This is a genomic window from Streptomyces sp. NBC_01463 (genome assembly GCA_036227345.1).
In the GTDB taxonomy this organism is placed as follows: Bacteria; Actinomycetota; Actinomycetes; order Streptomycetales; family Streptomycetaceae; genus Streptomyces.
On record CP109468.1, the window covers coordinates 7,251,252 to 7,277,798 of the forward strand.

The following is a 26,547-nucleotide window of genomic DNA, read 5'->3' on the forward strand; positions in this document are numbered from 1 at the left end:
CGGCAGCGGCCTCACCGGCCCGCCACCACACCGTCCGCCCGGTCCGGGAGCCCGCTCCCGGACCGGGCGCCCCGGTTGCGGACCGCGCGCAGCACCAGGAAGACCAGCAGTCCGAACGGTGAGAGCAGGATGGTCAGGACCAGCAGCGGTCCCATCACGTACGGCGGGATGCCCAGCCGGCGGCTCTCCAGGAACATCCACTGCCCCAGCAGCAGGTCCCAGGCGATGACCTGGGCCCACACCGCTCCCGCCCCGTTCGACAGCGCGGTCAGATCGCGGAACGTGTCGATGTCCGGGCTGCGCACCGCCGTCCACAGCTCGGGGAGGACCGGCAGGGCCATCGCCACATAGACGGCGAGGACCGGCAGGACGGTCAGGGGCGAGGCGGCGATCCGGGAGGTGACCGCCCGGCCCGGCGCGAAGATCATGAGCAGCCAGAAGGGTGCGGCCAGCAGGAACGCGATCTCGAACAGTGCGCCGGTCATGACACGAGCTCCTTGTCGGTGGTGCGGGAGGTGTGTGCGGGGGAGGAGGGGCGCAGCGCGCCGTACGTCCCGGCGGCCGTGGCGGCCAGGACCAGCGCGGTGGCGACGAGCGTCGCGGCGTCGGGGTGGATCAGCGGCTGGCCGCGCAACGCCTGCCAGGCGACCAGGGCGGTGACCGCGGCATAGGAGCCGGAGGCGACCAGGACCAGGCGCAGCCGGACCCGGGGGTCGCGCAGCCGGGCGAGGCGCGGCGCCAGGGCGACCAGCGCCATCAGGAAGAGGGGGAGCAGTTGCAGAGCGTGCATCCCCACGAAGTGCGGGACGCGCAGATCGCCGCCGGTCGTCGACCAGCCGGTGAGCGCCATCGAGGGTCCGCCGTCCGGTACCCCCACGGAGTGCGCGCCGATCACATCGGCCGTGTCCAGGTTCCCGGCCGCGCGCTGCTCCTGCGAGGGCCGGGTCATCAGGAAGCCGAAGCCGGCGCCCACCAGCGCCAGGACGACGCCGGACCGGATCGCCCAGGCGGAGGCGCGGTCCGCGATGCGGGCGCGCATCAGCAGGATCGCGATGACCAGGGTGCCGGCCCACAGGATGACCACGGTGGCGCCCATCGCGGCGAAGAGCGACGCATCGAACGGGGTGGCGTTGTTGAAGTGGCTGCGCTTCCCCCGGACGACCTGCCCGACGATGATCGCCATCTCGGCGAGACTGGCCAGCGCGACCACGGTCCCGGCCCACCAGCCGGTGCGACGGCCCCGCGTGAGCAGTGTCAGCATCCAGGCGAGGGCGAGGGCGTACGCCACGAAGGAGACCGCGAACTTGAAGGGCTTGAACCAGATCGCCGAGCCCGCCAGGACCCGGTCGTCGACCAGCAGGCCGATGCCCGAGACGACCGCCGTCACGGCCATGGCGGCGGCGAAGACGACTAATGGACGGTGCCAGGTACGCCATTGCGGCATGAGATCCCCCTGAGATGATTATGGATAGCAGCGCTCTCCGCTATCCGATAGGGGAACTATCTATGATGAGGTGCGGGATGGCAAGCAGGAAAAGGGAGAACGCGCGGTGCGCATAGGCGAGTTGAGCCGCCGGTCCGGGGTTCCGGTACCGACGATCAAGTACTACGTACGGGAGGGGCTGCTGCCCGCGGGGCAGCTGACCAGCCCGAACCAGGCGAGTTACGACGCCGGGCACGAGCGCAGACTGCGGCTCATCCGCGCCCTCCTGGATGTCGGCGGGCTGCCGCTGGCGGCCATCGGGGACGTGCTGCGGGCGATGGAGGACCCCGCGCAGCCCGTGCACGAGGTGCTGGGCGCGGCGGCCAAGCGTCTCTCGCCGTCGCAGGGCGAGGAAGCCGGAGCCGAACTGGCCGACGCCCGCGAGGACGTGGCGGAACTGCTGCGGCGCAGGGGCTGGCTCTCCGGCGCGGACAGTCCGGGCGGGGAGTCCCTGGCCGAGGTGCTGGTGGCGGTGCGTCAGGCCGGGCACGGGGCGTTCGTCGAACTGCTCGACGACTACGCGGCGGCCGCCGAGCAGATCGCCCGGGTCGACCTCGACTGGGTCGGCAAACGCGAAGCGCGGGAGGACCTGGTGGAGCGCGTGGTCGTCGGCACGGTGCTGGGCGAGGCGATGTTCAACGCCCTGCGACGGCTCGCGCACGTGGACGCGTCGGCGCGGGCGTACAGCGAGGAGGCGGACGGCTGACCGGGCGCCGGAGCGCCCCGGCGGACATGGCAGTGCCCCGGTCCGTGAGGGCCGGGGCACTGCCATGTCATGGGCGAAGGCGTTACTCGGCGCTCTCCTGCTCGCGCTCCACCTGCGCGTTCCACTCGCGCTTGACCGAGCGCCAGGCGTCGTCGTTCTGGCCGAGCCGCCAGTAGCCGGAGATCGACAGCTGCGGCAGCGGGATCCCGCGGTCCAGCCGCAGATGGCGGCGGATCTCCTTGACGAAGCCGGCCTCGCCGTGGACGAAGGCCTGGACGTCGCCCGCGGGGAACTCCAGCCCCTTCACCGCGGCGGTGAGCGCCTCGCCGACGGGGCGGTCGCCCCGGTGCAGCCAGGTGACCTCGACGCCGTCCGGCGAGGCGATCTTCTGCTCCTCGGAGGCGTCCGAGACCTCGATGAACGCGTGCACCACCGCGCCCGCGGGCATCTGCTCCAGCGCCGCGGCCACGGCGGGCAGCGCGCTCTCGTCGCCCACCAGGAGGTGCCAGTCGGCCGAGGCGTCGGGGCCGTAACCCCCGCCGGGGCCCAGGAAGGTCACCTGGTCACCGGCCGCCGCACGCGCCGCCCACGGACCGGCCAGGCCCTCGTCGCCGTGCACCACGAAGTCGATCGCCAGCTCCCGGGCGGCCGGGTCCCAGGAACGCACCGTGTACGTGCGGGTGGTGGGCCACAGTTCGCGCGGGAACTCCTCGCGGATGCGGGCCATGTCGAAGGGGTGCGCGTAGTCCGCACCCTCGGGCGCGAAGCACAGCTTGACGTAGTGGTCGGTGAAGCCGGAGAGCGCGAAGCCGGCGAGACCGTCGCCGCCGAGCACCACCCGGATCATGTGCGGGGTGATCTGCTCGGTGCGCAGGACCTGCGCACCCTGCGCCGTGGGTGCCTGCCGCGCCGGTCGTTCTGCCACGAGGTTGTCTCCCTGGTACGGATGCCGAACCGGTGGTTCATACACGGACCATCGGTCTTAGGGTTACCTAACTTAACACCCCGGCGCCGGGGTGGGGAGGTAATCGATCCCTCAGGCCGTGAGCGTGACGAGCAGCCGTTGCAGGGCGCCGCCCAGCCCCCACTGGTCGGCGAGCGCCTCCAGCGTCGCGGGATCGCGCGGTTCGGCCGGCAGTACGGGGTCGAACCCGGGCAGCGGTACGTCCCCGGCGACCCGGACCACCGTCGGCGCGACGGCCACGTAGTCACGGGCCTCGTCGAGCCGCTTGCGCTGCGAGGGCGTCAGCCTGGCCGCCGGATCGCCGACCGCTGCCATGATCCCGGCGAGGTCGCCGAACGCGTCCAGCAGCTTCGCCGCCGTCTTCTCCCCGATGCCGGGGACGCCGGGCAGTCCGTCGCTCGGGTCGCCGCGCAGCAGCGCCAGGTCGACATAGCCGGAGCCGTCCACCCCGTACTTCTCGCGCAGCCAGGCCTCGTCCGTCACCTGGAGGGAGCCGACGCCCTTCAGCGGGTACAGCACCCGCACCCCGCGGGCGTCGTCGACCAGCTGGTAGAGGTCGCGGTCGCCGGTGACGATGTCGACCGGGCCGGTCGCCAGACCGGTCAGCGTGCCGATCACGTCGTCCGCCTCGTAGCCGTCGACGCCGACCCGGGCGATGCCGAGGGCGTCGAGCACGTCCGCGATGACCGGGACCTGCGGGGCCAGCGTGTCGGGCGTCTCCTCCTCGTCGGGCTGCCCCTCGCCGGTCTCCACCGCGACGCGGTGCGCCTTGTACGAGGGGATCAGGTCGACCCGCCACTGCGGACGCCAGTCGTTGTCCCAGCAGGCGACCAGATCGTCCGGCCGGTGGTCCTGCACGAGCCGGCCGATGAAGTCCAGCAGTCCGCGGACGGCGTTGACCGGGGTCCCGTCCGGTGCGCGCACCGAGTCGGGCACCCCGAAGTAGGCGCGGTAGTAGAGGGAGGCGGTGTCGAGGAGCATCAGGCGTCGCGTCACACCCCGATGATGCCGCACCCCACCGACAGTGGCCGCCGCGGACGCGGTTCCCGGACCGGGGCCGCTCTTCTGTGAGCTGGCTCACTCTTGTGTTTGCCCCGCATAAGCGGGGGCAGGCGCGGCATCGGAGCGGACCACGTCGCATTTTCAACTAGTGCACGTGCCATGCGGACCGAATCCGCACCGCTCCACGGTCTGCCGGAGGGGGTGGCAGACCGTTTTTCGGTTCAACGCGTGAGGTGTATGTGTCTAGGCTGCAAGCCGAACACTTGTACAAGGTCTTCGGCAGACGACCCGATCAAGCCGTGCAGAAACTCGAGAGCGGCACGGACCGCGACGAGTTGCGCGCCGACGGAACGACCGCAGCGGTGATCGACGCATCGTTCACCGTGGAACCGGGCCAGATCTTCGTCGTGATGGGTCTGTCCGGGTCCGGCAAGTCCACGTTGCTGCGCATGCTCAACGGACTGCTGGAGCCCACCGCGGGCAAGGTGCTCTTCGACGGACAGGACCTGACCGCCCTGAGCCCCGCCGAACTCCGCCACGTCCGCTCCACCAAGATCAGCATGGTGTTCCAGCACTTCGCGCTGTTCCCCCACCGCAGCGTCCTGGAGAACGCCGGCTACGGCCTCGAGGTGCAGGGTGTGCCGCGCGCCGAGCGCAACCGCCGTGCCACCGAGGCGCTGGAGATGACCGGCCTCGCCGGCTGGGAGAAGTCCTGGCCCGACGAGCTGTCCGGCGGCATGCAGCAGCGCGTCGGCCTGGCCCGCGCACTCGCCACCGACGCCGACCTGCTCCTGATGGACGAGTCCTTCAGCGCGCTCGACCCGCTGATCCGCCGCGACATGCAGGACCAGCTCCTGGAGCTGCAGAAGCGGCTGAAGAAGACCATCGTCTTCATCACCCACGACCTCAACGAGGCCATGCGCCTCGGTGACCGCATCGCGGTGATGCGCGACGGCGAGATAGTCCAGCTCGGCACCGCCGAGGACATCCTCGTCACGCCGGCCAACGACTACGTGGCCTCCTTCACCCAGGACGTGGACCGCTCCCGGGTGCTGACCGCGGGCGCCATCATGGCCGAACCGCACACCGTGATGGGCACCACCACGGACGACGGCAAGGAGCTGCGGACCCCCGCCGACGTCCTGCGGGAGGCCCCGGCCACCGTCACCGAGTCCACCCCGATCATCGAGCTGTTCACGCCCTGCTCGCAGAGCGGTGTCGCGGTCGCGGTGACCGACGACAAGGGCAAGCTCACCGGCGTCGTGCCGCGGGCCCGCCTGCTCGCCGTCCTCGGTGAGCCGATGACCCCCGCCGAGGCTCCCCAGGACGCCGCGGCCTCCCTGAAGAAGGTGGCCAGTGTTTAGGCTCCACCTCGGCGACTGGGTCGACACGGCTGTCGACTGGCTCCAGAACCATCTGGCCTGGCTCTTCGACGCCATCAGCTCCGTCGTCAGCGGCATGTTCGACGGCATCGCCGCCGTCATCTCCGCCCCCGCACCCCTGCTCTTCGCCGGCATCGTCGCTGTCATCGCCTGGTGGCTGCGCGGTCTGCTCGCCGGTGTACTCGCGTTCGTCGGCTTCGCCCTCATCGACTCCGTCGATCTGTGGGACGAGGCGATGGACACGCTCACCCTGGTGCTCGTCGCGACGATCGTGACGCTGGTGCTGGCCGTACCCCTCGGCATCTGGGCGTCCCGCTCGAAGGCCGTCAGCGCGGTGACCCGGCCGGTCCTGGACTTCATGCAGACCATGCCCGCCATGGTCTACCTGATCCCCGGCGTCATCTTCTTCGGTGTCGGCGTGGTCCCCGGGATCATCGCCACCATCATCTTCGCGCTGCCCCCCGGCGTCCGGATGACCGAGCTCGGCATCCGCCAGGTCGACGGCGAACTCGTCGAGGCGGCCGAGGCCTTCGGCACCACGTCGCGCAACACCCTGCTGCGGGTGCAGCTGCCGCTGGCGCTGCCCACGATCATGGCGGGCATCAACCAGGTCATCATGCTGGGCCTGTCCATGGTGGTCATCGCCGGCATGGTCGGCGGCGGCGGCCTCGGTGGCGCCGTCTACCGCGCCATCGGCAACGTCGACGTCGGCCTCGGCTTCGAGGCGGGCATCTCCATCGTCGTCCTGGCGATGTACCTGGACCGGATGACCAGCGCCCTGGGCCGCGAGGTCTCCCCGCTGGCCCGCCGCGCGCTCGCCAAGGCGCAGGCGGTGACCGGCGGACTGAAGGTGTGGAACTACCGCCCGCAGCCCCTCGTCGCCGTGGCCGGCATCGTCGTCCTCGCCCTGGTGGCCGGCAGCATGAGCCTGTTCGGCAGCACGGACTCGGACAGCACCGCGGGCTCCGACCCGAAGAACATCGGGGCCGGCAAGAAGATCAGCATGGGTTACATCCCGTGGGACGAGGGCATCGCCTCCACCTTCCTGTGGAAGGAATTGCTGGAGCAGCGCGGCTTCGAGGTCGACGCCAAGCAGTACGAGGCCGGCGCGCTGTACACCGGTATGGCGGGCGGCCAGATCGACTTCGAGACCGACTCCTGGCTGCCGGTCACCCACGCCGCGTACTGGAAGAAGTACAAGGACCGCCTGGAGGACATGGGGTCCTGGTTCGGTCCCACCTCGCTGGAGCTGGCCGTCCCCTCGTACGTGAAGGGCGTCGACTCGCTCGACGACCTCAAGGGCAAGGCGTCCGACTTCAAGGGCCGCGTCGTCGGCATCGAGCCGAGCGCCGGTGAGACGGGCCTGCTCAAGGACAAGATCCTGCCGGGCTACGGCCTGGACAAGGAGTACAAGGTCGTCGACGGCTCCACGCCGTCCATGCTGGCCGAGCTGAAGCGCGCGTACGCCAAGAAGGAACCGATCGTCGTTCCGCTCTGGTCGCCGCACTGGGCGTACAACCAGTACGAGCTGACCAAGCTCAAGGACCCCAAGAACCTCTGGGGCAAGGGCGACGGCATCCACACGCTGACCCGCAAGGGCTTCTCCGACGAGAACCCCGAGGTCGGCGGCTGGCTCAAGAACTTCAAGATGACCGAGGACCAGCTCACCAGTCTTGAGGCGCAGATCCAGAAGAGCGGAGCCGGCAAGGAGCAGGAGGCCGTCCGCACCTGGCTCAAGGCCAACCCGGGATTCGCCGACAAGGCGGCCCCGGTGAAGAAGGCCGCCTCCTCCAAGGGCGCCAACGGCAAGGACGAGCGCGAGCGCACCGTCGAGATGGCCTGGTTCCCCTGGGAGGAGGACATCGCCGCCACGTACCTGTGGAAGGCCGTCCTGGAGGACCGCGGCTACAAGATCAACCTCAAGCAGTTCGAGGTCGGCCCGATGTACACCGCGATGTCCCGCGGCCAGCTCGACGTGCAGTTCGACGGCTGGCTGCCGTACACCCAGAAGAACTACTGGGACAAGTACGGCTCCAAGCTCACCGACATCGGCTCGTGGTACGGCCCGACCTCCATCGAGGTCGCGGTGCCCGACTACGTCAAGGGCGTGAAGACCCTGGCCGACCTCAAGGGCAAGAGCGATCAGTTCAAGGGCCGCATCGTCGGGATCGAGCCGGGCACGGCCACGATGGAGAACCTGAAGAAGAACGTGCTGCCGTCGTACGGCCTCGACAAGGAGTACAAGGTCCTCGACTCCTCGACGCCCGGCATGCTCGCCGAGCTGAAGCGCGCGTACGCCAAGAAGGAGCCCATCGCCGTCCTGCTGTGGACCCCGCACTGGGCGTACAGCGAGTACGGGATGACGAAGCTCCAGGACCCGAAGAAGGCGTTCGGTGACGGCGACCGGCTGCACACCATCGCCTCCAAGGACTTCCCGAAGAACTACCCGCAGCTGACCAAGTGGTTCAAGGACTTCAAGCTCAGCGAGGACCAGCTCGCCGGCCTGGAGAACCAGATCCAGAAGCTCGGTACGGGACACGAGGAGGAAGCCGTGAAGGCCTGGATGGAGAAGAACCCGGGCATCGCGGACAAGATGGCACCTCAGCAGTAACAGCGGCCCGGCCCCTTCGGGGGCGGCGGCACGGAGAGGGGTGGGCACCGCCGGCGGCGGCGCCCACCCCTCCCCGGCTGTCCGGACATCCCGATTACCCGCCGTCCTTGCGCAACGGTGTGCGTAAGGTGCTGGCAGCCGGAAGGATGGCGAGTCGGGAGGGAGCCGGACAATGGACGACAAGGAAACACTCCGGGTGGGTGCCGCGGTCCGCCGACAGCGCAGATCCCTGGGACTGACCCTGGCCGCGGTCGCCGCGCGCAGCGGCCTGTCCGTACCGTTCCTCAGCCAGATCGAGAACGAACGGGCCAGACCCAGCCCGCGTTCCCTGGACCGGGTCGCCGAAGCGCTGGAGACCACCACCGCCCGGCTCCGCGCCGCCGCGGACTCGGCCCGCGCGGTCGATGTCGTGCGCGGCGGCGACGAGGACGGCGTACGCCGGGTGGTGCGCGGGCGCCATCAGCTCAGCGCCCTCGAATTCACCGGGGAGCTGGACCTCGGGCGCGAGTTCCAGCACCGCAACGACGAGGTGATGTACGTCGCGGAGGGCGCCGCCGAGGTGGAGGCCGAGGGGCAGGCCTACCGGCTGGAGCGCGGCGACACGCTGTTCCTCTCGGGCGGGGTGCGGCATCGCTGGCGGGCCACCGTCCCCGGCACCCGGCTGCTGGTCGTCGCGGTCGCCGAGCACATCGACGCCACGTTCGACCCGCGGCGCTGAGAGGGACCGGACCGGTTCCGCGACCAGGAGGTGTTCCCGTGCGCGTCGTCTCCCTCGTCCCCTCGCTCACCGAGGCCCTCGCCGAGAGCGGCCCCGGGCTGCTCGTCGGCGTCACGGACTGGTGCACCCACCCGGCGGGACTGGACGCCGCCCGTGTCGGGGGCACGAAGAATCCCGACGTGCCCGCGATCCTCGCCCTCCGGCCCGATCTCGTCGTGGCCAACGAGGAGGAGAACCGCGCACCCGACCTCGCCGCGCTGCGCGACGCCGGCACCGAGGTCCTCGTCACCACCGTCCGCACCCTCGACGAGGCCCTGGCGGAGCTGGACCGGGTCCTGACCGGCGCCTGCGGTCTGCCGAGGCCACGCTGGCTGGACGAGGCCGAGGCGGCCTGGTCCGCCCTGCCGCGGCCCGGTGTCCCGCGCCGCGCGATCGTCCCCGTCTGGCGCAGGCCCTGGATGGTGCTGGGCCGCGACACCTTCGCCGGCGACCTGCTGGCCCGGCTCGGGGTGGCCAACGTCTACGCGGACCACGCCGAGCGCTACCCCCGCATCCCCCTGGACGAGCTGACCGCGGCCGGCGCCGACCTGGTCGTCCTGCCCGACGAGCCGTACCGCTTCACCGCCGACGACGGCCCCGAGGCCTTCCCCGCGCTGCCCGCCGCGCTCGTCGACGGCCGGTATCTCACGTGGTACGGGCCGTCACTGGTGCGGGCCCCCGCGGCGCTGCGAGCAGCGCTCCGCTGAGCAGCCCGCGCACCGTGCGCGCCCCGGCCACCGCCCAGGCCGCCACCAGCAGGACGTACAGCGCGACGGCCAGCCACCCGAACGCCGTCAGGCCGGTGTGCCGGGCCAGCCCGGCGGCGCCCGTCACACACGTCCCGACGGGGAAGGTGAAGCCCCACCACGTCATGGCGAACGTCATCCCGCCCCGCACCGCCCGCACCACCAGCGCGGCCGACAGCGCCAGCCACAGCAGCGCGAACCCCGTCACCGGCACTCCGTACAGCACGGCGAACGCGCCGAGCGCCGAGGCGTACGGTGCCTGGATCGCACCCGGAGCCACATCGGCGAGCGCGTTGACCGCGGTCGTCGACTGGCCCAGCGGGCCGAGCACCAGGAACAGCGTGGGCGTCAGCACGAGCGGCAGCGGCCCCTGGTGGACCAGCCGGGCGAAGACCAGCGGCAGCATCACCAGCGTGGCCAGCAGGCTCAGCCCGAACATCGCGTAACAGGCGAGCAGCAGCGCCTCCCGCCACTGGCCCTCCGGCAGCTCCGGCACCAGCAGCGGGCCGAGCGCCGCGGACACCATGGGCGCCACCACCGGCAGCAGCCACACCGGCGACGCGGTCCCGGGCCCGGGACGGTGGCGGACGATCATCAGGTACGGAATCGCCACGGCGGCCGCGAGACCGGTCAGCGTGCCCGCGGTGAACAGCACGACGTCCAGGACCAGGGCCGCCTGATGCCCGATCACGTCCTTGCCGACGACCATGCCGGAGCCCCCCACGGCCAGCAGCGCCATCGGGAGACAGCCGTAGAAGGGGGCGACCGCCGGGTCCTGGAGATGGGCACGGGCCTGGTCGCGGTGGGCCGACCAGTGCCCGGCGCGAGCCGTGAGCACGGCGGCCAGCAGCACCGCGGAGAGCACCCACACCAGCGAGCAGGCCGCCCGCAGCCCGGGGACGTGCACCGGCAGCGCGGCGCCCGCACTCGCCACGATCGCGGTGCCCATGACGGTCGCGTACCAGTTGGGGCCGAAGTGCCGCAGGGCCGGCCGCCGGACGGTGCCGGCGTACGGAAGAGCGGTGCGGGTCTGCGGAAAGATGGCCATGCCACGATTTTCGGCGCCCCGGCCGTCCCCCACCAGGGAGTCCCGGTCTATGAGGTCATAAGGTGGACTTATGTCCAGCGATCCACCTGCCCTTCTGTCCCACCGGGTGCCCGATCTCGGCGCACTGGAGCTGCTCATCGCCGTCGCCCGGCACGGCAGCCTCGGACGGGCCGCCCGGGACGTCGGCATCACCCAGCCCGCCGCCAGCAGCCGCATCCGCTCCATGGAGCGGCAGCTCGGCCTCGCCCTCCTGGACCGCTCGCCCCGCGGCTCCCGGCTCACCGACGCGGGCGCCCTCGTCACCGACTGGGCGCGCCGGGTCGTCGAGGCGGCCGAGGCGTTCGACGCGGGCGCCCAGGCGCTGCGCGACCGCCGAGACTCCCGGCTGCGGGTCGCCGCCTCCATGACGATCGCCGAATACCTCCTCCCGGGCTGGCTGATAGCGCTGCGCGGCGACCGCCCGGACACCGCCGTGTCGCTGCTCGCCGGCAACTCCGCCGCGGTCGCCCGGCGGCTGCTCAGCGGCGAGGCCGACCTCGGCTTCGTCGAGGGACTCTCCGTCCCCGAGGGGCTCGACGGCACGGTCATCGCCCACGACCGCCTGGTCGTGGTCGTCGCCCCGTCCCACCCCTGGGCCCGCCGCCGCACCCCGCTGACCCCGCAGGAGCTGGCCGGGACCCCGCTGATCCTGCGCGAACACGGCTCCGGCACCCGTCAGGTCCTGGACGCCGCCCTCGCCGTCCACGGCGGACTCGCGCAGCCCCTCCTCGAACTCTCCTCCACGACCGCGGTGAAGGGGGCCGCCGAGAGCGGCGCGGGGCCCTGCGTCCTCAGCGAACTCGCGCTCGGCGAGGAACTCTCGGCCCGGCGCCTGGTCAAGGTGCCGATCGCCGGGGTCCGGCTGCGCCGCCAGCTCCGCGCGGTCTGGCCCTCCGGCCACCGCCCCACCGGACCGGCCCGCGACCTGCTCTCCCTGACCCGGTCGGGCCCGCCCGGCGACTGAGGGCGGCGGGCGGACAAATCCGTTGGCCGGCCCGCCGGCCGAGCGGAAGGATGTCCGGATGACCGTGACCGCACCGCCCGCGGAGGGCGTCCGCCACCGCTGGGCCTGCCGACCGTCAGGGCCTTCCAGGCGGCGCAGGGCGCGGCCGCGCTGGACTGGCTGCGGCGCAGGACCGGCCGGGACGCCGGCACCCTCTACCGCCGCGCCACGTAGTACACGTTCAGGATGTCGCCCTCGACGCGCCGCGTGTCGATCCGGCCGAACCCGGCCTCGCCGAGCATCCGCCGGGCGGTCTGCTCACCCCACACGGTGCCCAGCCCCTCACCGCCCTCGCCCAGCGAGACGCTCATGCAGTAGAACACCGAGAACGTGTACAGCGCCGGGCCCAGCGGGTGGTCGATGTTCTCCTCCAGCCGGCTGGACGCCGCGATGTCGCCCATCAGGAACACACCGTCCGGCGCCAGCGAGGCGGCGACGGCGGCCAGTGCGCGGGCAGGCCTGGCCAGGTCGTGGATGACGTCGAACGCCGTGACCAGGTCGTAGGAGCCGGACACCTCGGCGCAGTCGCCGATGTCGAAGGCGGTGTTGGACAGCCCCAGTGCGGCGGCCTCGGCGCGCGCGGCGGCGATGCCCTCGTCGGACATGTCGAGCCCCTGGAAGCGGCTCGCCGGGAAGGCCCGGGCCAGGACGTTGACCGCGTGGCCGTGGCCGGTGCCGATGTCCAGCACCTCGATGCCCGCGCGCAGCCGTTCCGGGAGACCGGGCACCAGCGGCACGATCCCGTTCACCAGCGCCAGGTCGAAGACCTCGCCGGACTCCTCCGCCTGAAGCGACTGGAACCGCGGGAACGCCGAGTACGGCAGCCCGCCGCCGGTCCGGAACGCCTCCAGCACCTGCTGCTCGACCTCGCCCATCATGCCGAAGTCCTGTGCGATCCGGGCCAGGTTGGCGGGGCCGGCCGCCCGCGTCAGCGAGGCCGCGTGCTCGGGCGGCAGCGCGTACGTGCCCGGCCCGGGCTCGTAGTCGACGATGCCCCCGACGACCATCGCGCCCAGCCACTCCCGGACGTACCGCTCGTTCAGCCCGGCGGCCCGCGCGATCTCCGCACCGGTGGCCGGAGCCATGCCGGACATCGTGTCGAACAGACCGCTCTGGTGGCCCAGACCCGTCATCAAGCCCAGACAGGTGTCGTTCACCACCTGCACCATGCGACCCGCGAACGCCTCCTGCTTCACCGTGTCCGGTGTGATGACGGACATCGCTCCTCCTCTCGCCATCGGGCCACGAGGGGAGGCGGGGCAGTGCGGCCGGCCGCGCTCACGGCGGGCGGCCCGACAGGACGGCGACGGACGGACTCCTGCCCGTAACGCTACGCCGCGGGGGCGCCGGCGGCCGCCCGGGACCGCGGCCGTTCCCGCGACACCCACCGGACGCGCCGGGCACCCGCCGCCTCAGCCGGCCTGCGCGGCCGCCACCAACGCCCCCATCACCCGCACGTCGTCGCCCATCTCCGGATGCCACTGCACCCCCAGCACCCACCCGGGCCCCGGGCGCTCGACCGCCTCCACCGTGCCGTCGTCCGCATGCGCCGAGGCCACCAGACCCGCACCGATCCGGTCCACGGCCTGATGGTGGTAGGTGGGCACGTCGCACACGCCCGGCACCACGGAGGCGTACCGCGTGCCCGGAACCGGTGTCACCCGGTGCGTGCCGAACACCCCTGTCGCCCCGTCAGGCCCCGTGTGCCCGTCCAGATGCTGGGTCAGCGTGCCGCCGGACGCCACGTTCAGCAGCTGCATCCCGCGGCAGATCCCGAGCAACGGCGTGCCGGAGTCCAGGGCCGCCGCGATCAGCGCCGTCTCCCAGCCGTCCCGCTCGGGCGCGGCCGGCCCGGTCCGCGGGTCGCGCCCCGCCCCGTACCGGCCGGGATCCACATCCGGACCACCGGCCACCACCACCGCGTCGAGCCGGGCCACCAGCGACGCCGCGAGCTCCGGCGCGTCCGGCGGCAGGAGTACCGCCACCCCGCCCGCCTCCCGCACCAGCCGGGCGTAACCCGCGGGCAGCAGCGTCGCCGGAAGATCCCAGACGCCCCAGCGCGCCGAGGCCACCAGATAGGTGCTGATCCCGATCAGCGGACGGTTCATCGGACGCCTCATTTCACTCGCACGGCACGCGGAACGAACCGGCACCGTATCCAAATCCCTTGCCCCGCCCGTAGATTTGGATCATCTGTCGGCCCGCGAGGAGAGGATCCATCCGTGTCCGACCGAACAGCCCCGCTCGCCGTCGAGGAACTCCGCCTCCTCGTCGACAGCGGAGAGATCGACACCGTGGTCCTGGCCTTCCCCGACATGCAGGGACGCCTCCAGGGCAAACGCTTCGCCGCCTCCTTCTTCCTCGACGAGGTCGTCACGCACGGCACCGAGGGCTGCAACTACCTCCTCGCCGTCGACACCGACATGAACACCGTCGACGGCTACGCCATGTCCTCCTGGGACCGCGGCTACGGCGACTTCGCGATGCACCCCGACCTCACCACCCTGCGCCGGGTGCCCTGGCACGAGGGCACCGCGATGGTCACCGCCGACCTCGCCTGGGCCGACGGCTCACCCGTCACCGCGGCGCCCCGCCAGATCCTGCGCCGCCAGCTGGAACGCCTCGCGGAGCACGGCTACACGGCCCACACCGGCACCGAACTCGAGTTCATCGTCTTCAAGGACACCTACGAACAGGCCTGGGACCGCGGCTACCGCGGCCTGACCCCGGTCAACCAGTACAACGTCGACTACTCCGTCCTCGGGACCGGCCGCGTCGAGCCGCTGCTGCGCCGCATCCGCAACGAGATGGCGGGCGCCGGCCTCACCGTCGAGTCCGCGAAGGGCGAGTGCAACCCCGGCCAGCACGAGATCGTGTTCCGCTACGACGAGGCCCTCGCCACCTGCGACCAGCACGCCGTCTACAAGACCGGCGCCAAGGAGATCGCGGCGCAGGAAGGGGCCGCGCTCACCTTCATGGCCAAGTTCAACGAGCGCGAGGGGAACTCCTGCCACATCCACCTCTCGCTCCGGCCCACGGGCGAGCCCGAACGCAGCGCCATGCCGGACACCGACGGCACCATGTCCCCGGTCATGCGGCACTTCCTGGCCGGCCAGCTCGCCGCCCTGCGCGACTTCTCCCTCCTGTACGCGCCGAACATCAACTCCTACAAGCGCTTCCAGCCCGGCTCGTTCGCCCCGACCGCCGTCGCCTGGGGCCACGACAACCGCACCTGCGCGCTGCGCGTCGTCGGCCACGGCCAGTCGCTGCGCCTGGAGAACCGGCTCCCCGGCGGCGACGTCAACCCCTACCTCGCCGTTGCCGGACTCGTCGCCGCGGGTCTGTACGGCATCGAGCACTCCCTCGAACTCCCCGAGCCGTGCGAGGGCAACGCCTACGCCGCCGCGTACGACCAGGTCCCCACCACGCTGCGCGCGGCGGCCGGGCTCTGGGAGGACAGTGAGATCGCCCGCGAGGCCTTCGGCGACGAGGTCGTCGCGCACTACGCCAACATGGCGCGCGTCGAACTCGACGCCTTCGACGCGGCGGTGACCGACTGGGAACTCCGACGCTCCTTCGAACGCCTGTGAGGGCCGCCTTGATCCACGAGCACCGTGTCCTGAACCCGGCGACGGAGGAACTCCTCGCCACCGTCCCCGCCACGCCGGCCGCCGAGGTGGACGCGGCCGTCACCCGCGCCGCCGCGGCCCAGCGGACCTGGGCGGCGCTCGCCCCCGCCGACCGGGCACGGCTGCTGCGCCGCTTCGCCGCCGCCGTCGACTCCCGCACCGAGGAGCTCGCCCGGCTGGAGGTCCTGGAGGCCGGGCACACGATCGGCAACGCGCGCTGGGAGGCGGGCAACGTCCGCGATCTGCTCGACTTCGCCGCCGGGGGAGTGGAGCGGCTGAGCGGCCGCCAGATCCCCGTACCCGGCGGCATCGACCTCACCCTGCTCGAACCCCTCGGTGTCGTCGGGGTGATCGCACCGTGGAACTTCCCGATGCCGATCGCCGCCTGGGGCACCGCCCCCGCCCTCGCCGCGGGCAACGCCGTCGTCCTCAAACCGGCCGAGACCACCCCGCTGACCGCACTCCGGCTCGCGGAACTCGCCCTGGAGGCCGGCCTTCCCGAACACCTCTTCCAGGTACTGCCGGGGGCCGGTGACGAGACGGGCGACGCACTCGTCGAGCACCCGGGCGTCGCCAAGATCGTCTTCACCGGCTCCACCCGGGTCGGCAGACAGATCATGGCGAAGTGCGCCCGCCAGGTGAAGCGGATCACGCTCGAACTCGGCGGCAAAAGCCCCAACATCGTCTTCGCCGACGCCGACGTCGAAGCCGCCGCGGCGGCCGCCCCGCTGTCCTTCCTGGACAACGCCGGCCAGGACTGCTGCGCCCGCACCCGCATCCTCGTCCAGCGCTCCGTGTACGACCGCTTCCTCGGGCTGCTCGCCCCCGCGATCGCGTCCGTCGTCGTCGGCGACCCCGGCGACGAGAAGACGCAGATGGGCCCGCTCATCTCCCGTACCCAGCTGGAACGGGTACGCGGCTACGTCCCCGGCGACACCGCCGCGATCCGCGGCAGCGCACCCGACGGCCCCGGCTTCTGGTTCGCGCCGACCGTCCTCACCGACGTGCCCGCGGACGCGCCCGTCGCCACCGAGGAGGTCTTCGGCCCCGTCGCGGTCGTCCTGCCCTTCGAGGACGAGGCGGACGCCGTCCGGCTGGCCAACGCCACCGCGTACGGCCTCGCGGGCTCCCTCTGGACCCGGGACGTGGGCCGCGCCCTGCGTGTCTCACAGGCCGTCCGGGCGGGGAACCTCTCCGTCAACTCCCACTCCGCGGTCCGCTACTGGACCCCGTTCGGCGGCTTCAAACAGTCCGGCCTGGGCCGGGAACTGGGCCCGGACGCCCTCACCGCCTTCACCGAAACCAAGAACGTCTTCCTCAGCACGGAGGCCTGAACCGGTATGACCACGGAACAAGGGAACATCTGCCGCCGCCTCGTCGGCCGCACCGCCGTCATCACCGGCGCCGGCAGCGGCATCGGCCTGGCCACCGCCCACCGGCTCGCCTCCGAGGGCGCGCACGTGGTCTGCGGCGACATCGACGAGAGCGCGGGCAAGGCGACCGCCGAAGCGGTCGGCGGCACCTTCGTACGCGTCGACGTCACCGACCCCGAACAGGTCGAGGCCCTGTTCGCGGCGGCCGACGACACCTACGGCTCCGTCGACATCGCCTTCAACAACGCCGGCATCTCGCCGCCCGACGACGACTCCATCCTCACCACCGGCCTGGAGGCCTGGAAGCGCGTCCAGGACGTCAACCTCACCTCCGTCTACCTCTGCTGCAAGGCGGCGCTGCCCTACATGCGGCGCCAGGGCCGCGGCTCCATCATCAACACCGCCTCGTTCGTCGCCAGGATGGGAGCGGCGACCTCCCAGATCTCGTACACCGCGTCCAAGGGCGGCGTGCTGGCGATGTCGCGCGAACTGGGCGTGCAGTTCGCCCGCGAGGGCATCCGGGTCAACGCCCTGTGCCCGGGACCGGTCAACACCCCGCTGCTCCGGGAGCTCTTCGCCAAGGACCCGGAGCGCGCGGCCCGGCGCCTCGTGCACATCCCGCTCGGCCGGTTCGCCGAGGCCACCGAGATCGCCGCCGCCGTCGCCTTCCTGGCGAGCGACGACTCCTCGTTCGTCAACGCCACCGACTTCCTCGTCGACGGCGGAATCTCCGGCGCGTACGTCACACCCCTGTAGATTCCGCCGCCGGCCGCGGAACCTACAGTGGGGCGATGAGCAACGCGACACCGCCCGGCTGGTACCCGGACTCGGCCGCACCCGGCAACGAGCGGTGGTGGGACGGACTGTCATGGACCGCCCACACCCGCCCGTACGCCACCGTGGTCCAGCAGCCCGTGCCCGGCCCGGGCGGCGGCGGTGGCACCGGCGCCCGGACCATCGCGCTCGTGGCGGCCGGCGCCGTGGTCGTCGGCGCCGTCGTGACCGGGGCGGTGCTGCTCGGCAGGGACGACAGCGCCGCGCCCGCCGCGAGCGGGTCGAGCGAACCCGCGCCGCAGCAGCCCGCCGGCACCGGCACCGACGCGGCCCCCGGCGACGACAGCCCGTCCCCGGACGGCACACCGGACGACGCCGGCCCCACCGTCCTCGTCGACCAGCTCAACGGCATCACGCTGCCGGTACCCGACGGCTGGGAGCGGCCCGAGAGCACTGTCGAGAAACTCCTCACGATGCGCACCAAGGGCTCCTACGACTGCCCCGGCGCCTCCTCCGCGTTCTGCTACCACGGCACGGTGACCACCCGTACCTCCAGCGGCATGGACGCCACCACACCCGAGGGGCTCGCCGAGCAGGACATCGGCGCCGCCGCGAAGCGGGCGTACGAGGAGGACGTCATCGGCCGGCGGATCCACGGCGGCATCACCTCGCACCGGCAGATCGCGGCCGGCCCGGTCAGCGTGGCCGGGCGCACCGGATACCAGGTGCGCTGGCGGGTCCTCACCGGCAAGGGGCCGGGCGGCTACGTGCAGTCGCTCGTGTTCCCCTCGGCCGTCGGCAGCGAGTCGCCCGTCATCGTCCGCTACGCCTTCGACGCGGGCCCCGACGGGCCGCCGCTCGCCCTCATGGACACCGTCACCAAGGGCATCCGGCCGATCGGCGACAGCGAGACGAGCGGGGGCGTCGGCAGCTCCGTCGCCCCCTGATCCGCCCGGCGGCGCCGGCTCAGAGGAAGGTGCGGCCCTCGCCCCGGTACGTCGGCACGGTCGCCGTCACCCGGTCGCCCTCGATCAACTGGAGCTCGTCGAACCGCTCGCACAGCTCCCCGGCCTTCGCGTGCCGGAACCACACCTTGTCGCCGATCAGCAGATCGTCCGCCGGGGCGCCGAGCAGCGGGGTCTGCACCTCGCCGGGGCCCTCCTGCGGGTCGTAGCGCAGCCCCTCCGGCAGATACGGGACCGGCAGCCGGTCCGGACCGGCCGCACCGGACGCCGGGTAGCCGCCTCCGAGCACCGTCACCACGCCCACGCCCGGCCGCCGCACGACGGGCTGGGCGAACAGGGCCGCGGGGCGGGCCGTGAACGAGGTGTAGTTGTCGAAGAGCCGCGGCACATAGAGGCCCGAACCGGCCGCGATCTCGGTCACCGCGGCTTCCGCGGCGGTGTGCTGCACACTGCCGGTGCCGCCGCCGTTCACGAACTCCAGGTCCGGAGCCACGGCCCGGACCGCCCGCACCACCTCGGCCCGGCGCGTCGCCAGCTCCCGGCGGCCCGTCGCCTGCATCAGCCGGATCGCCCGCGAGCGCAGCGGCCGCCCGGCGAGCGAGTCACCGACGCCGGCGATATGACCCTCGTACGCCATCAGCCCCACCAGCCGGAAACCGGGCCTGCGCGCCACGGACCTGGCCAGGTCGGCCAGTTGGGCGGGGGAGCGCAGCGGCGACCGCAGCGCCCCGATCCGGACCCGGCCGCCGAGCATCCGCAGCGAGGTGTCCAGCTCCAGACAGACCCGGATCTCCTCCGTGCCCCCGGCCCGCGCCGCGTCGATCAGCTCCAGCTGGGAGTGGTCGTCCACCATCACCGTCACGGCGGCGGCCAGCTTCGGATCGGCGGCCAGTTCCGCGAAGGCCGAGCGGTCGGCCGACGGATAGGCGAGCAGCACGTCCTCGAACCCCGCCCGCGCCAGCCACAGCGACTCGGCGAGGGTGAACGACATGATCCCGGCGAACCCGGGCCGCGCCAGCACCCGCTCCAGGAGCGCCCGGCAGCGCACCGATTTGCTCGCCACCCGGATCGGCTTCCCGGCCGCACGGCGGACGAGATCGTCGGCGTTGGCGTCGAACGCCTCCAGGTCGACGACGGCGATCGGTGCGTCGAGATGGGCGGTGGCCCGGTTGTAACGGGTCCGGTCAGCGGCACGGGCAGTCATGGCCGCAGCTTGCCAGACAGCCGTACCGCTGGGTAGGGGGACGATCTACGCAGATCGTCCCCGGGGCCCTCGCGCGGACGGGCCCGGGCAGGGCGGCCCGCTCCCACCGCGGCCTCCCCAGCCCGTAGAGTGACCGTCACGCGGCGAGCAACGGGCCTGTCTGCAGGCGGATACGCGTGCGGTACGGAACGGACCTGGGGGGCGGATGAGTACCGAGGCGCAGCGCGCTCCCGTCCCGCCACGCCCGAGCACCCCGCCGTCGGCCGCGCCGGGCCACCCCGCTCCACCGCCCCGCCCCCGGACCCCGCCGGCCGGGCACCCGGCACCGGACGCCCCCGCGACGGGCCCGGCACCGCAGACCGCCCCGGCCCCGCCCGCTCCCCGCGCCCAGACCCCTGCCCGGCCGCTCTCCGCACCGCCGAAGCCGCCGACGACCGCGCCGCGGACTGATCCGACGACTGCCCCACCGGCCGCCGCCCCGCCCCCCGTGGAGACGACCGCGGAGCTCCGCCCCGCGCCCCCGGGCGGATGGGCGCAGGCGCCTTCGTCCTCCGTCGCCGCGCCCCTCCCGCCGCGCCCCGGAACGCCGCCCGCGGCGACCCGGCGGCGGCCCGTGGGCGCCGTGGAACTCGGCGGCCCCCCGGCCGGGCCCGCGCCGGGCGCCCCGTACGCCTACCGCCCCCCGCACGCCCACCCGCCGGCCGAGACGCCGGTGGAGACCACCACCCGGCTCCGGCCCGTGCGGACCCGGCGGCACACCTTCAGGGCCGCGGCCGCCGCCGTCTGCGTGGTGCTCGGACTCGGGCTGATCGGCGGGGCGGCCACCGGCAGCTGGCTGATCAGCGACTCGTCCGCCGATCCGGCCGCCCACAGCGCCTACACCGTGGGCCGCGACGCCTGGCACAGCATCCCCGTCGACACCCTCTTCCCGCGCACGCTGAAGGGCGACGGCGCGGGACCCGGCGGTGCCGACCGGGTCTGGACCAGGATCGCCGTGGCCCCGGACAGCGGCTGCACGGGCGCACTGGACCCGCTGCTCCTCAAGACGCTGCGCCCGGTCGGCTGCGCGCGCCTGCTCCGCGCCACGTACACCGACGCGACGAGCAGCAGCGTCACCACCGTCGGACTCGTCTTCACCCAGGCGGACTCCGAGGCCATGCGGGCGCTGAGCACCCGCTTCGCCACCGAGCACCTCGACGCCCGCACCGACCTGATGCCCCGCGGATACGCCGTCAAGGACACCCCCGCCGCCGCGTTCGGCGACCGGCAGCGGGCCAGCTGGACCGTGCACGTGCTGACCGAGGTGCCCGTCGTGGTGTTCGCCGTCTCCGGATTCGCCGACGGCCGCAGCATGACCGACCCGCAGCCGGCCGAGAAGGCCATGACGGCCGACGCGACGACCGCCGCCGCCCAGGCCGGGCTCGGGCACGAGGCCAAGGGCGTGGCCGACCGGGTCGAGCGGGGACTGCGCAGAACCGTCGCCGACCTCACGGAGAAGTCCGAATGAGCCGCCGCGCCCGCCCCCGCAGACTCCTCGGTGCGGTCTGCGCCGCCACCGCGTTCGCGCTGCTGCCCGCGGTCCCGGCCGGGGCGGACACCATCCGGGCCGAGCAGTGGGGCCTGGACGCCCTCCACACCGACCGCGCCTGGCAGACCACGCGCGGCAAGGGCATCACCGTCGCCGTGGTCGACACCGGGGTCGACGGCACCGTCCCCGACCTGGTGGGCCAGGTCCTGCCCGGCAAGGACCTGATCGGCTTCGGCGCCGGACGCGGCGACCGGTCCTGGGCCAGGCACGGCACCGCGATGGCCGGGATCATCGCCGGCCGGGGCCACGGCACCGGACGCGAGGCGGGCGTCATCGGTATCGCTCCCGAGGCGAGGATCCTCCCCGTCCGGGTCATCCTCGAAGCGACCGACCCCGCCCGGGCCAAGGCCCGCAAGACCCGGGGCACCGCCCTCGCCGACGGCATCCGCTGGGCCGCCGACCACGGCGCCGACGTCATCAACCTCTCCCTCGGCGACGACAGCGAGTCGGCGCACCCCGAACCCGACGAGGACGCCGCCGTCCAGTACGCGCTGAAGAAGGGCGCCGTCGTCGTCGCCTCGTCCGGCAACGGGGGCGAGAAGGGCGACCACATCTCGTACCCCGCCGCCTACCCGGGCGTGATCGCCGTCGCCGCGGTCGACCGGTACGGCACCCACGCCTCGTTCTCCACCCGCCGCTGGTACGCCACGGTGAGCGCACCCGGGGACCACATCGTCGTCCCAGCGCCCGACCGCAAGTACTACGTGGAGTGGGGCACCTCCGCGGCCTCCGCGTTCGTCTCCGGCGCCGTCGCGCTGGTGCGTGCCGCCCATCCCGGTCTCTCACCGGCCCAGATCAGGAAGCTCCTCACCGACACCGCCCGCAGCTCCCCGCCGGCCGGCCGCGACGACGCGCGGGGCTACGGCATCGTCGACCCGGCCGCCGCCATCGAGGCGGGCGGTGCGCTGCGGCCCGAGGGCCTGCGCACCGACTCCTCCGCGACCGGCTACCGCAAGCAGTACTTCGGTACCGGGCCCGCACCGGAGCGCGAGGACGACGGGCCCGCCGGCTGGCTGGCCCCGGCGGCAGGCGGTCTCGGGGCGGTCCTGCTGGCCCTCGCCGTCGTCCTGTGGCGTGGCCGGGGCGGCCGCCCGCCCGCCTTCCGCCGCTGAACCTCCCTCACCCCGCCCGCACCACCCCCACCGCCGCCCTCGCCACCGACTCGACGAGCGCGATCCCCGTCTCCTTGCTCGCCTGACCGCCGGAGAGCACCGCCACCAGCACGGTGTGCCCGCCGGCCGTCACCTGCCCGATGCTGTTGACGTTCCACAGCCCGGTGGCGGTGCGCGGCATCCAGCCGTTCTTCAGCGCCCAGTCGCTGCCCGCCGCCGACACCCCCCACTGCTGGTCCGCCTCGACCTGAGCCATCAGCCCCCGCAGATACGTCCGGGACGCCGCGCCGAGCTCCGCGTCCGCCTCCGTGCCGAACACCGCCTCCAGCAGCGTCAGCTGGTCGGCCGCGGTGGTCCGGGTCAGCCCCCAGGCCTGCGCGGCCGTCGTCCCGGTCAGCCCGAGCCGCGCGTTGGCGGCGTCGAGACCGGCCGCCCCGCCCACCGCCGCCAGCAGCGCGGTCGCGGAGTCGTTGTCGCTCCGCTCGATCATCGCGACCGCGTGAGCGCGCTCGCCCACGGTCAGTTCACGCCCCTCGTCCTGGGCCCGCAGCAGCAGCGCCGCGAGGATGTCGACCTTGACGATGCTCGCCGTGTCGTACGAGGCGTCCGCGCCCCCGTACACGGCCCGCGTCCCGGTGCCGGTGTCCAGCACCGCCACCGACACCGCACCCGAACCCGTCAGCAGCGGCTCGACGGCCGCCGCCAGTTCCGTGTCGCGATCCACCACCGGCTCCTCGCCCGTCGCCGCCGCGGCCGGTGCGGTCGCGGCCGGTGACCCGGACGATACGGAAGCCGCGGCGGCGGGCGCGTGATCCGGCGACCGGCCGGTGAGGTACGCGCCGCCGGCGGCCGATCCCGCCAGGACGGCCACGGCCGCCACGGAGGCGGACACGGCGGATCTGCGGACTCGGTGTCGGGACATGGTCCGGACGCTAGGGACCGCGGCTGGGAGCGGGCTGGGTCCGACCTGTCGGACGGATGAGAATGCCCAGGCACTACGCTCGCCCTGTGGCGCAGAAGAACATTCCGGACCCCGGATACTCCGACGACGACGGCACGGCCGACCCCGCCCTGACCGCGGCACTCACCGCCTGGGCCGCCGACCGCAAGGCCGTCGCCCCCGTGCTCGAAGCACTCAAGGGGGCCCGGCTCCTCGTCCCCGTGGTGGCGGTCCTCGGCGAGGTGGAGGAGGACGAGAACGGACTGCGCCGCGAGAAGACCAGCGACATGGCGGTCCCCACCCTCCAGGCCGGTGACCGCCGAGCCCTGCCCGCCTTCACCTCCACCGCCTCGCTGGCCCGCTGGGACCCGCAGGCGCGCCCCGTCGCCGTACCCCTGCACCAGGCGCTGCAGGCAGCCGTGCACGAGAAGGCCGACACCGTGGTGCTCGACCTCGCCGGGCCGGTGGCCTTCGAGGTGACCGGTTCCGCCCTGCTCGCCCTCGCCGAGGGCCGCAGCAGCGCCGACCCGCTCGACGACCCCGCCGTCACCGCGGCGGTACGCGACGCCGTCGCCGCCGAACCCGCGGTGCTCCGCGCCCACCTCGGACCGGGCCGCGCCGACGGCACCCTCGCTCTCGTGCTGGCGGACGGCGCCGATCCCGCCGAGGCGGCGGGCCGGGTCGCGCGGTCGCTGGCGGCGGACGAGGTGCTCCGCGCCCGGCTGGTCCGTGGTCTGGACCTCGCGCTGCTCCCGGCCGGCGCGCACACACCGGGTGAGCCCCTGTTCACGCGCTGATCACCCGACCGGCCCAACGCGCGCGACGCGACCGAGGGCCGGAGAATTGCGAAGAAATCGGACGATCTTCGATCTTCGCGAGGTGGTCGTATGCAGACGCGGACAGTTGTGTCGGAGTTCCTCGGCACACTGCTGCTGGTGTTCTTCGCCGTCGGAGCCGCGGTATTGGGCGTCCAGTACATCGGGACGGTCGGCATCGCGCTGGCCTTCGGCTTCGTGCTTCTCGCCCTCGCCTACGCGCTCGGCCCGATATCCGGCTGCCATCTCAACCCGGCTGTGACGCTGGGGATGCTGACGGCCCGGCGGATCGACGTGCGGACGGCGGTGACGTACTGGATCGCGCAGTTCCTCGGCGGCATCGCCGGCGCGGCCCTGCTGTTCCTGCTCGCCAAACAGGTGCCCGGTCTGAAGACGAGCGGCAAGTTCGGCAGCAACGGCTACGGCGACCGCTCGGACGTGCACATCAACGTCGGCGGTGCCTTCCTCGCCGAGGTGATGCTCACGTTCCTGCTGGTCTTCGTCGTGCTCGCGGTGACCCACAAGGTCGCGGTCATCGGCTTCGACGGTCTGCCCATCGGGCTCTCGCTCGCGGTGATCCACCTGGTCGGCATCCCGCTCACGGGCACCTCGGTCAACCCGGCGCGGAGTCTGGGCCCGGCGCTGTTCGCGGGCGGCGCGGCACTCTCCCAGCTCTGGCTCTTCCTGATCGCCCCTCTCATCGGCGGGGTGATCGCGGCGCTCGCCCACCGGCTGACCCACCCCGTCACCCGTTCGGAGCAGTCCGTGCCGGCCTGATCCGGCCACCGACGCCGTGAGCCCCCTGCCGGGTCGGGCAGGGGGCTCACGGACGGTAAGAAAGGGAAGAAGGGGCGGGCGGGCTCAGCCGAAGACCGGGCCGGTGTACTTCTCGCCCGGCCCGTGGCCCGGCTCGTCCGGCACGACCGAGGCCTCGCGGAACGCCAGCTGCAGGGACTTCAGACCGTCGCGCAGCGGAGCCGCGTGGAAGGAGCTGATCTCCGTGGTGCTCGCGTCCAGGAGGCCGGCCAGCGCGTGGACCAGCTTGCGGGCCTCGTCGAGGTCCTTGTGCTCGTCGCCGTCCTCGGTCAGGCCGAGCTTCACGGCGGCGGCGCTCATCAGATTGACGGCGACCGTCACGATCACCTCGACGGCGGGCACCTCCGCGATGTCGCGGGCCATCTCGTCGAAGCCGGGGGAATCACTGGTGGGGGTCGCGTCACTCATGCGCCATACGATAGGCCCACGGCGGCGCCGCCCCGTCGCCGGGAGCCGCGCCCCGGCCCCCGCCGCCGTGGCCCCGGGCGCAAGGTTCGCACCACCCCGGGGGAGCTGCTAACCTTGTGTAACGACCGGCTGGGCATCTATGTGCCCGGCCCACAAGTGGAGGCTCCGATCTCCCACCTGACCGTCCCCAGGACGGCGGGTCACCGGTCAGGTGGCGCCCATCGTTCCGTACGGACGATGGAGCCGCCCGATGCGCCCCGCGGTTGACCGCGGCGGTGTTCCGGTTGTTCAGGAGCCCCGCCTGTGTCCCGACGGGGCATTTTTCATGGCCTCGCACGGTTGGTCTGTCGAAACAGACGTTACGTGGCTGTCCGCCAGGCGGCCGCGTGGTGCTACCGAGGAGGATCCATCAGCGCCGAGCCCCGCATCAACGACCGGATTCGCGTACCCGAGGTGCGACTTGTCGGTCCCAGCGGCGAGCAGGTCGGGATTGTTCCGCTTGCCAAGGCCCTGGAACTCGCACAGGAGTACGACCTCGACCTGGTCGAGGTGGCGGCTACCGCCCGTCCGCCCGTGTGCAAGCTCATGGACTACGGGAAGTTCAAGTACGAGTCGGCCATGAAGGCCCGTGAGGCGCGCAAGAACCAGGCGCACACGGTCATCAAGGAGATGAAGCTCCGGCCGAAGATCGACCCGCACGACTATGACACCAAGAAGGGTCACGTCGTTCGGTTCCTCAAGCAGGGCGACAAGGTCAAGATCACGATCATGTTCCGTGGTCGTGAGCAGTCCCGCCCGGAGCTGGGCTTCCGACTGCTCCAGCGTCTCGCTTCGGACGTGGAGGAACTCGGCTTCATCGAGTCCAACCCGAAGCAGGACGGCCGGAACATGATCATGGTTCTGGGCCCGCACAAGAAGAAGACCGAAGCCATGGCCGAGGCCCGCGAGGCCCAGGCCGCCCGCAAGGCGGAGCGTCAGGGATACACCCCCGACGCCGAGGCTGCGGACGAGGCTCCCGAGGCTCCGGCCGAGGCGACCTCCGAGGCTCCGGCCGAGACACCTTCCGAGGCGTGACCTCCGGGGGCCGCCATCCAGGCGCCCCCGGGTCCCCCCGGAATCCCACCAAGATCTGACGCCCCTGCAGCCCGGTGCCCGCACCGGGAGGGGCGCCACTGACGAGGA

25 protein-coding genes are annotated in these 26,547 nt (G+C 72.7%); 15 read left to right on the plus strand and 10 right to left on the minus strand.

The window, feature by feature from the left end:
* Window positions 1-11 precede the first annotated feature (11 nt).
* Complete coding sequence (locus tag OG521_32020) at window positions 12-485, minus strand: ABA4-like family protein (GenBank protein ID WUW25138.1); 474 nt, start codon at window positions 483-485, stop codon at window positions 12-14.
* On the minus strand, window positions 482-1,444 hold the full coding sequence (locus OG521_32025) for a hypothetical protein (protein WUW25139.1): 963 nt from the start codon (window positions 1,442-1,444) through the stop codon (window positions 482-484). The genes OG521_32020 and OG521_32025 overlap by 4 nt, the downstream gene beginning before the upstream one ends.
* A gap of 106 nt (window positions 1,445-1,550) precedes the next feature.
* Here OG521_32025 and OG521_32030 point away from each other — a divergent pair, with 106 nt between their 5' ends.
* Window positions 1,551-2,189 (plus strand): MerR family transcriptional regulator, encoded by a 639-nt coding sequence (locus OG521_32030; protein WUW25140.1) that lies wholly within the window; start codon window positions 1,551-1,553, stop codon window positions 2,187-2,189.
* 82 nt (window positions 2,190-2,271) lie between these two features.
* Here the strand turns inward: OG521_32030 and OG521_32035 are convergent, their stop codons facing one another.
* Both OG521_32035 and OG521_32040 read right to left on the minus strand, forming a co-directional pair.
* Window positions 2,272-3,114: a siderophore-interacting protein gene (locus tag OG521_32035; protein WUW25141.1), complete on the minus strand. Its 843-nt coding sequence runs from the start codon at window positions 3,112-3,114 to the stop codon at window positions 2,272-2,274.
* Between the two features lie 111 nt (window positions 3,115-3,225).
* Window positions 3,226-4,134 (minus strand): 5'-3' exonuclease, encoded by a 909-nt coding sequence (locus tag OG521_32040; protein ID WUW26876.1) that lies wholly within the window; start codon window positions 4,132-4,134, stop codon window positions 3,226-3,228.
* Window positions 4,135-4,394: 260 nt separating this feature from the next.
* Between OG521_32040 and OG521_32045 the strand changes: the two genes are divergently transcribed.
* The 4 genes from OG521_32045 (at window position 4,395) to OG521_32060 (ending at window position 9,612) form a co-directional block, all read left to right on the plus strand.
* Window positions 4,395-5,519 (plus strand): glycine betaine/L-proline ABC transporter ATP-binding protein, encoded by a 1,125-nt coding sequence (locus OG521_32045; protein ID WUW25142.1) that lies wholly within the window; start codon window positions 4,395-4,397, stop codon window positions 5,517-5,519.
* Window positions 5,512-8,148, plus strand: coding sequence for an ABC transporter permease/substrate binding protein (locus OG521_32050; protein WUW25143.1), 2,637 nt, complete (start codon window positions 5,512-5,514; stop codon window positions 8,146-8,148). Before OG521_32045 ends, OG521_32050 begins: the two co-directional genes overlap by 8 nt.
* 172 nt (window positions 8,149-8,320) lie before the next feature.
* Window positions 8,321-8,866 carry a helix-turn-helix domain-containing protein gene (locus OG521_32055; protein ID WUW25144.1) on the plus strand — a complete coding sequence of 182 codons (546 nt, stop codon included), beginning with the start codon at window positions 8,321-8,323 and terminating at the stop codon, window positions 8,864-8,866.
* Window positions 8,867-8,904: 38 nt separating this feature from the next.
* Window positions 8,905-9,612, plus strand: a complete 708-nt coding sequence (locus tag OG521_32060) for a helical backbone metal receptor (GenBank protein WUW25145.1) — start codon at window positions 8,905-8,907, stop codon at window positions 9,610-9,612.
* Here the strand turns inward: OG521_32060 and OG521_32065 are convergent.
* Window positions 9,551-10,699: a TDT family transporter gene (locus tag OG521_32065; GenBank protein ID WUW25146.1), complete on the minus strand. Its 1,149-nt coding sequence runs from the start codon at window positions 10,697-10,699 to the stop codon at window positions 9,551-9,553. The two genes, OG521_32060 and OG521_32065, sit on opposite strands and share 62 nt — an antisense overlap.
* 70 nt (window positions 10,700-10,769) lie before the next feature.
* Between OG521_32065 and OG521_32070 the strand changes: the two genes are divergently transcribed.
* Complete coding sequence (locus tag OG521_32070) at window positions 10,770-11,702, plus strand: LysR family transcriptional regulator (protein WUW25147.1); 933 nt, start codon at window positions 10,770-10,772, stop codon at window positions 11,700-11,702.
* Between the two features lie 194 nt (window positions 11,703-11,896).
* Here the strand turns inward: OG521_32070 and OG521_32075 are convergent, their stop codons facing one another.
* Together OG521_32075 and OG521_32080 are read right to left on the minus strand one after the other, a co-directional pair.
* Complete coding sequence (locus tag OG521_32075) at window positions 11,897-12,961, minus strand: class I SAM-dependent methyltransferase (protein WUW25148.1); 1,065 nt, start codon at window positions 12,959-12,961, stop codon at window positions 11,897-11,899.
* A gap of 192 nt (window positions 12,962-13,153) precedes the next feature.
* Window positions 13,154-13,849 carry a gamma-glutamyl-gamma-aminobutyrate hydrolase family protein gene (locus tag OG521_32080; GenBank protein WUW25149.1) on the minus strand — a complete coding sequence of 232 codons (696 nt, stop codon included), beginning with the start codon at window positions 13,847-13,849 and terminating at the stop codon, window positions 13,154-13,156.
* Between the two features lie 114 nt (window positions 13,850-13,963).
* Here OG521_32080 and OG521_32085 point away from each other — a divergent pair, with 114 nt between their 5' ends.
* From OG521_32085 to OG521_32100, 4 genes are read left to right on the plus strand one after another with little or no spacing between them, the layout of a single operon-like run.
* The gene (locus OG521_32085) at window positions 13,964-15,331 is read left to right on the plus strand and encodes a glutamine synthetase family protein (protein WUW25150.1); all 1,368 of its coding nucleotides are present in this window, start codon (window positions 13,964-13,966) and stop codon (window positions 15,329-15,331) included.
* 8 nt (window positions 15,332-15,339) lie between these two features.
* Window positions 15,340-16,704 (plus strand): aldehyde dehydrogenase family protein, encoded by a 1,365-nt coding sequence (locus OG521_32090; GenBank protein ID WUW26877.1) that lies wholly within the window; start codon window positions 15,340-15,342, stop codon window positions 16,702-16,704.
* Window positions 16,705-16,710: 6 nt separating this feature from the next.
* Window positions 16,711-17,499: a 3-oxoacyl-ACP reductase gene (locus tag OG521_32095; GenBank protein ID WUW25151.1), complete on the plus strand. Its 789-nt coding sequence runs from the start codon at window positions 16,711-16,713 to the stop codon at window positions 17,497-17,499.
* A gap of 35 nt (window positions 17,500-17,534) precedes the next feature.
* Entirely contained in the window at window positions 17,535-18,464 is a 930-nt protein-coding gene (locus OG521_32100) for a DUF2510 domain-containing protein (GenBank protein ID WUW25152.1), read from the plus strand.
* 19 nt (window positions 18,465-18,483) lie between these two features.
* Here the strand turns inward: OG521_32100 and OG521_32105 are convergent, their stop codons facing one another.
* Window positions 18,484-19,686: an amino acid deaminase/aldolase gene (locus OG521_32105; protein ID WUW25153.1), complete on the minus strand. Its 1,203-nt coding sequence runs from the start codon at window positions 19,684-19,686 to the stop codon at window positions 18,484-18,486.
* A 622-nt stretch (window positions 19,687-20,308) separates the two neighbouring features.
* Between OG521_32105 and OG521_32110 the strand changes: the two genes are divergently transcribed.
* Both OG521_32110 and mycP read left to right on the plus strand, forming a co-directional pair.
* Window positions 20,309-21,193, plus strand: coding sequence for a hypothetical protein (locus OG521_32110; GenBank protein ID WUW26878.1), 885 nt, complete (start codon window positions 20,309-20,311; stop codon window positions 21,191-21,193).
* Window positions 21,190-22,386, plus strand: a complete 1,197-nt coding sequence (mycP, locus tag OG521_32115; GenBank protein WUW25154.1) for a type VII secretion-associated serine protease mycosin — start codon at window positions 21,190-21,192, stop codon at window positions 22,384-22,386. Before OG521_32110 ends, mycP begins: the two co-directional genes overlap by 4 nt.
* A 7-nt stretch (window positions 22,387-22,393) precedes the next feature.
* Here the strand turns inward: mycP and OG521_32120 are convergent, their stop codons facing one another.
* On the minus strand, window positions 22,394-23,308 hold the full coding sequence (locus tag OG521_32120; protein WUW25155.1) for a serine hydrolase: 915 nt from the start codon (window positions 23,306-23,308) through the stop codon (window positions 22,394-22,396).
* 86 nt (window positions 23,309-23,394) lie between these two features.
* Here OG521_32120 and OG521_32125 point away from each other — a divergent pair, with 86 nt between their 5' ends.
* Together OG521_32125 and OG521_32130 are read left to right on the plus strand one after the other, a co-directional pair.
* A complete protein-coding gene (locus OG521_32125; protein WUW25156.1) occupies window positions 23,395-24,123 on the plus strand; it encodes an SseB family protein in 729 nt (242 codons plus the stop codon).
* A gap of 90 nt (window positions 24,124-24,213) precedes the next feature.
* The gene (locus OG521_32130) at window positions 24,214-24,918 is read left to right on the plus strand and encodes an MIP family channel protein (GenBank protein ID WUW25157.1); all 705 of its coding nucleotides are present in this window, start codon (window positions 24,214-24,216) and stop codon (window positions 24,916-24,918) included.
* Between the two features lie 84 nt (window positions 24,919-25,002).
* Here the strand turns inward: OG521_32130 and OG521_32135 are convergent, their stop codons facing one another.
* Complete coding sequence (locus OG521_32135) at window positions 25,003-25,365, minus strand: DUF1844 domain-containing protein (protein ID WUW25158.1); 363 nt, start codon at window positions 25,363-25,365, stop codon at window positions 25,003-25,005.
* Between the two features lie 363 nt (window positions 25,366-25,728).
* Here OG521_32135 and infC point away from each other — a divergent pair, with 363 nt between their 5' ends.
* Window positions 25,729-26,439 carry a translation initiation factor IF-3 gene (gene infC, locus OG521_32140; protein ID WUW25159.1) on the plus strand — a complete coding sequence of 237 codons (711 nt, stop codon included), beginning with the start codon at window positions 25,729-25,731 and terminating at the stop codon, window positions 26,437-26,439.
* Window positions 26,440-26,547: the final 108 nt, after the last annotated feature.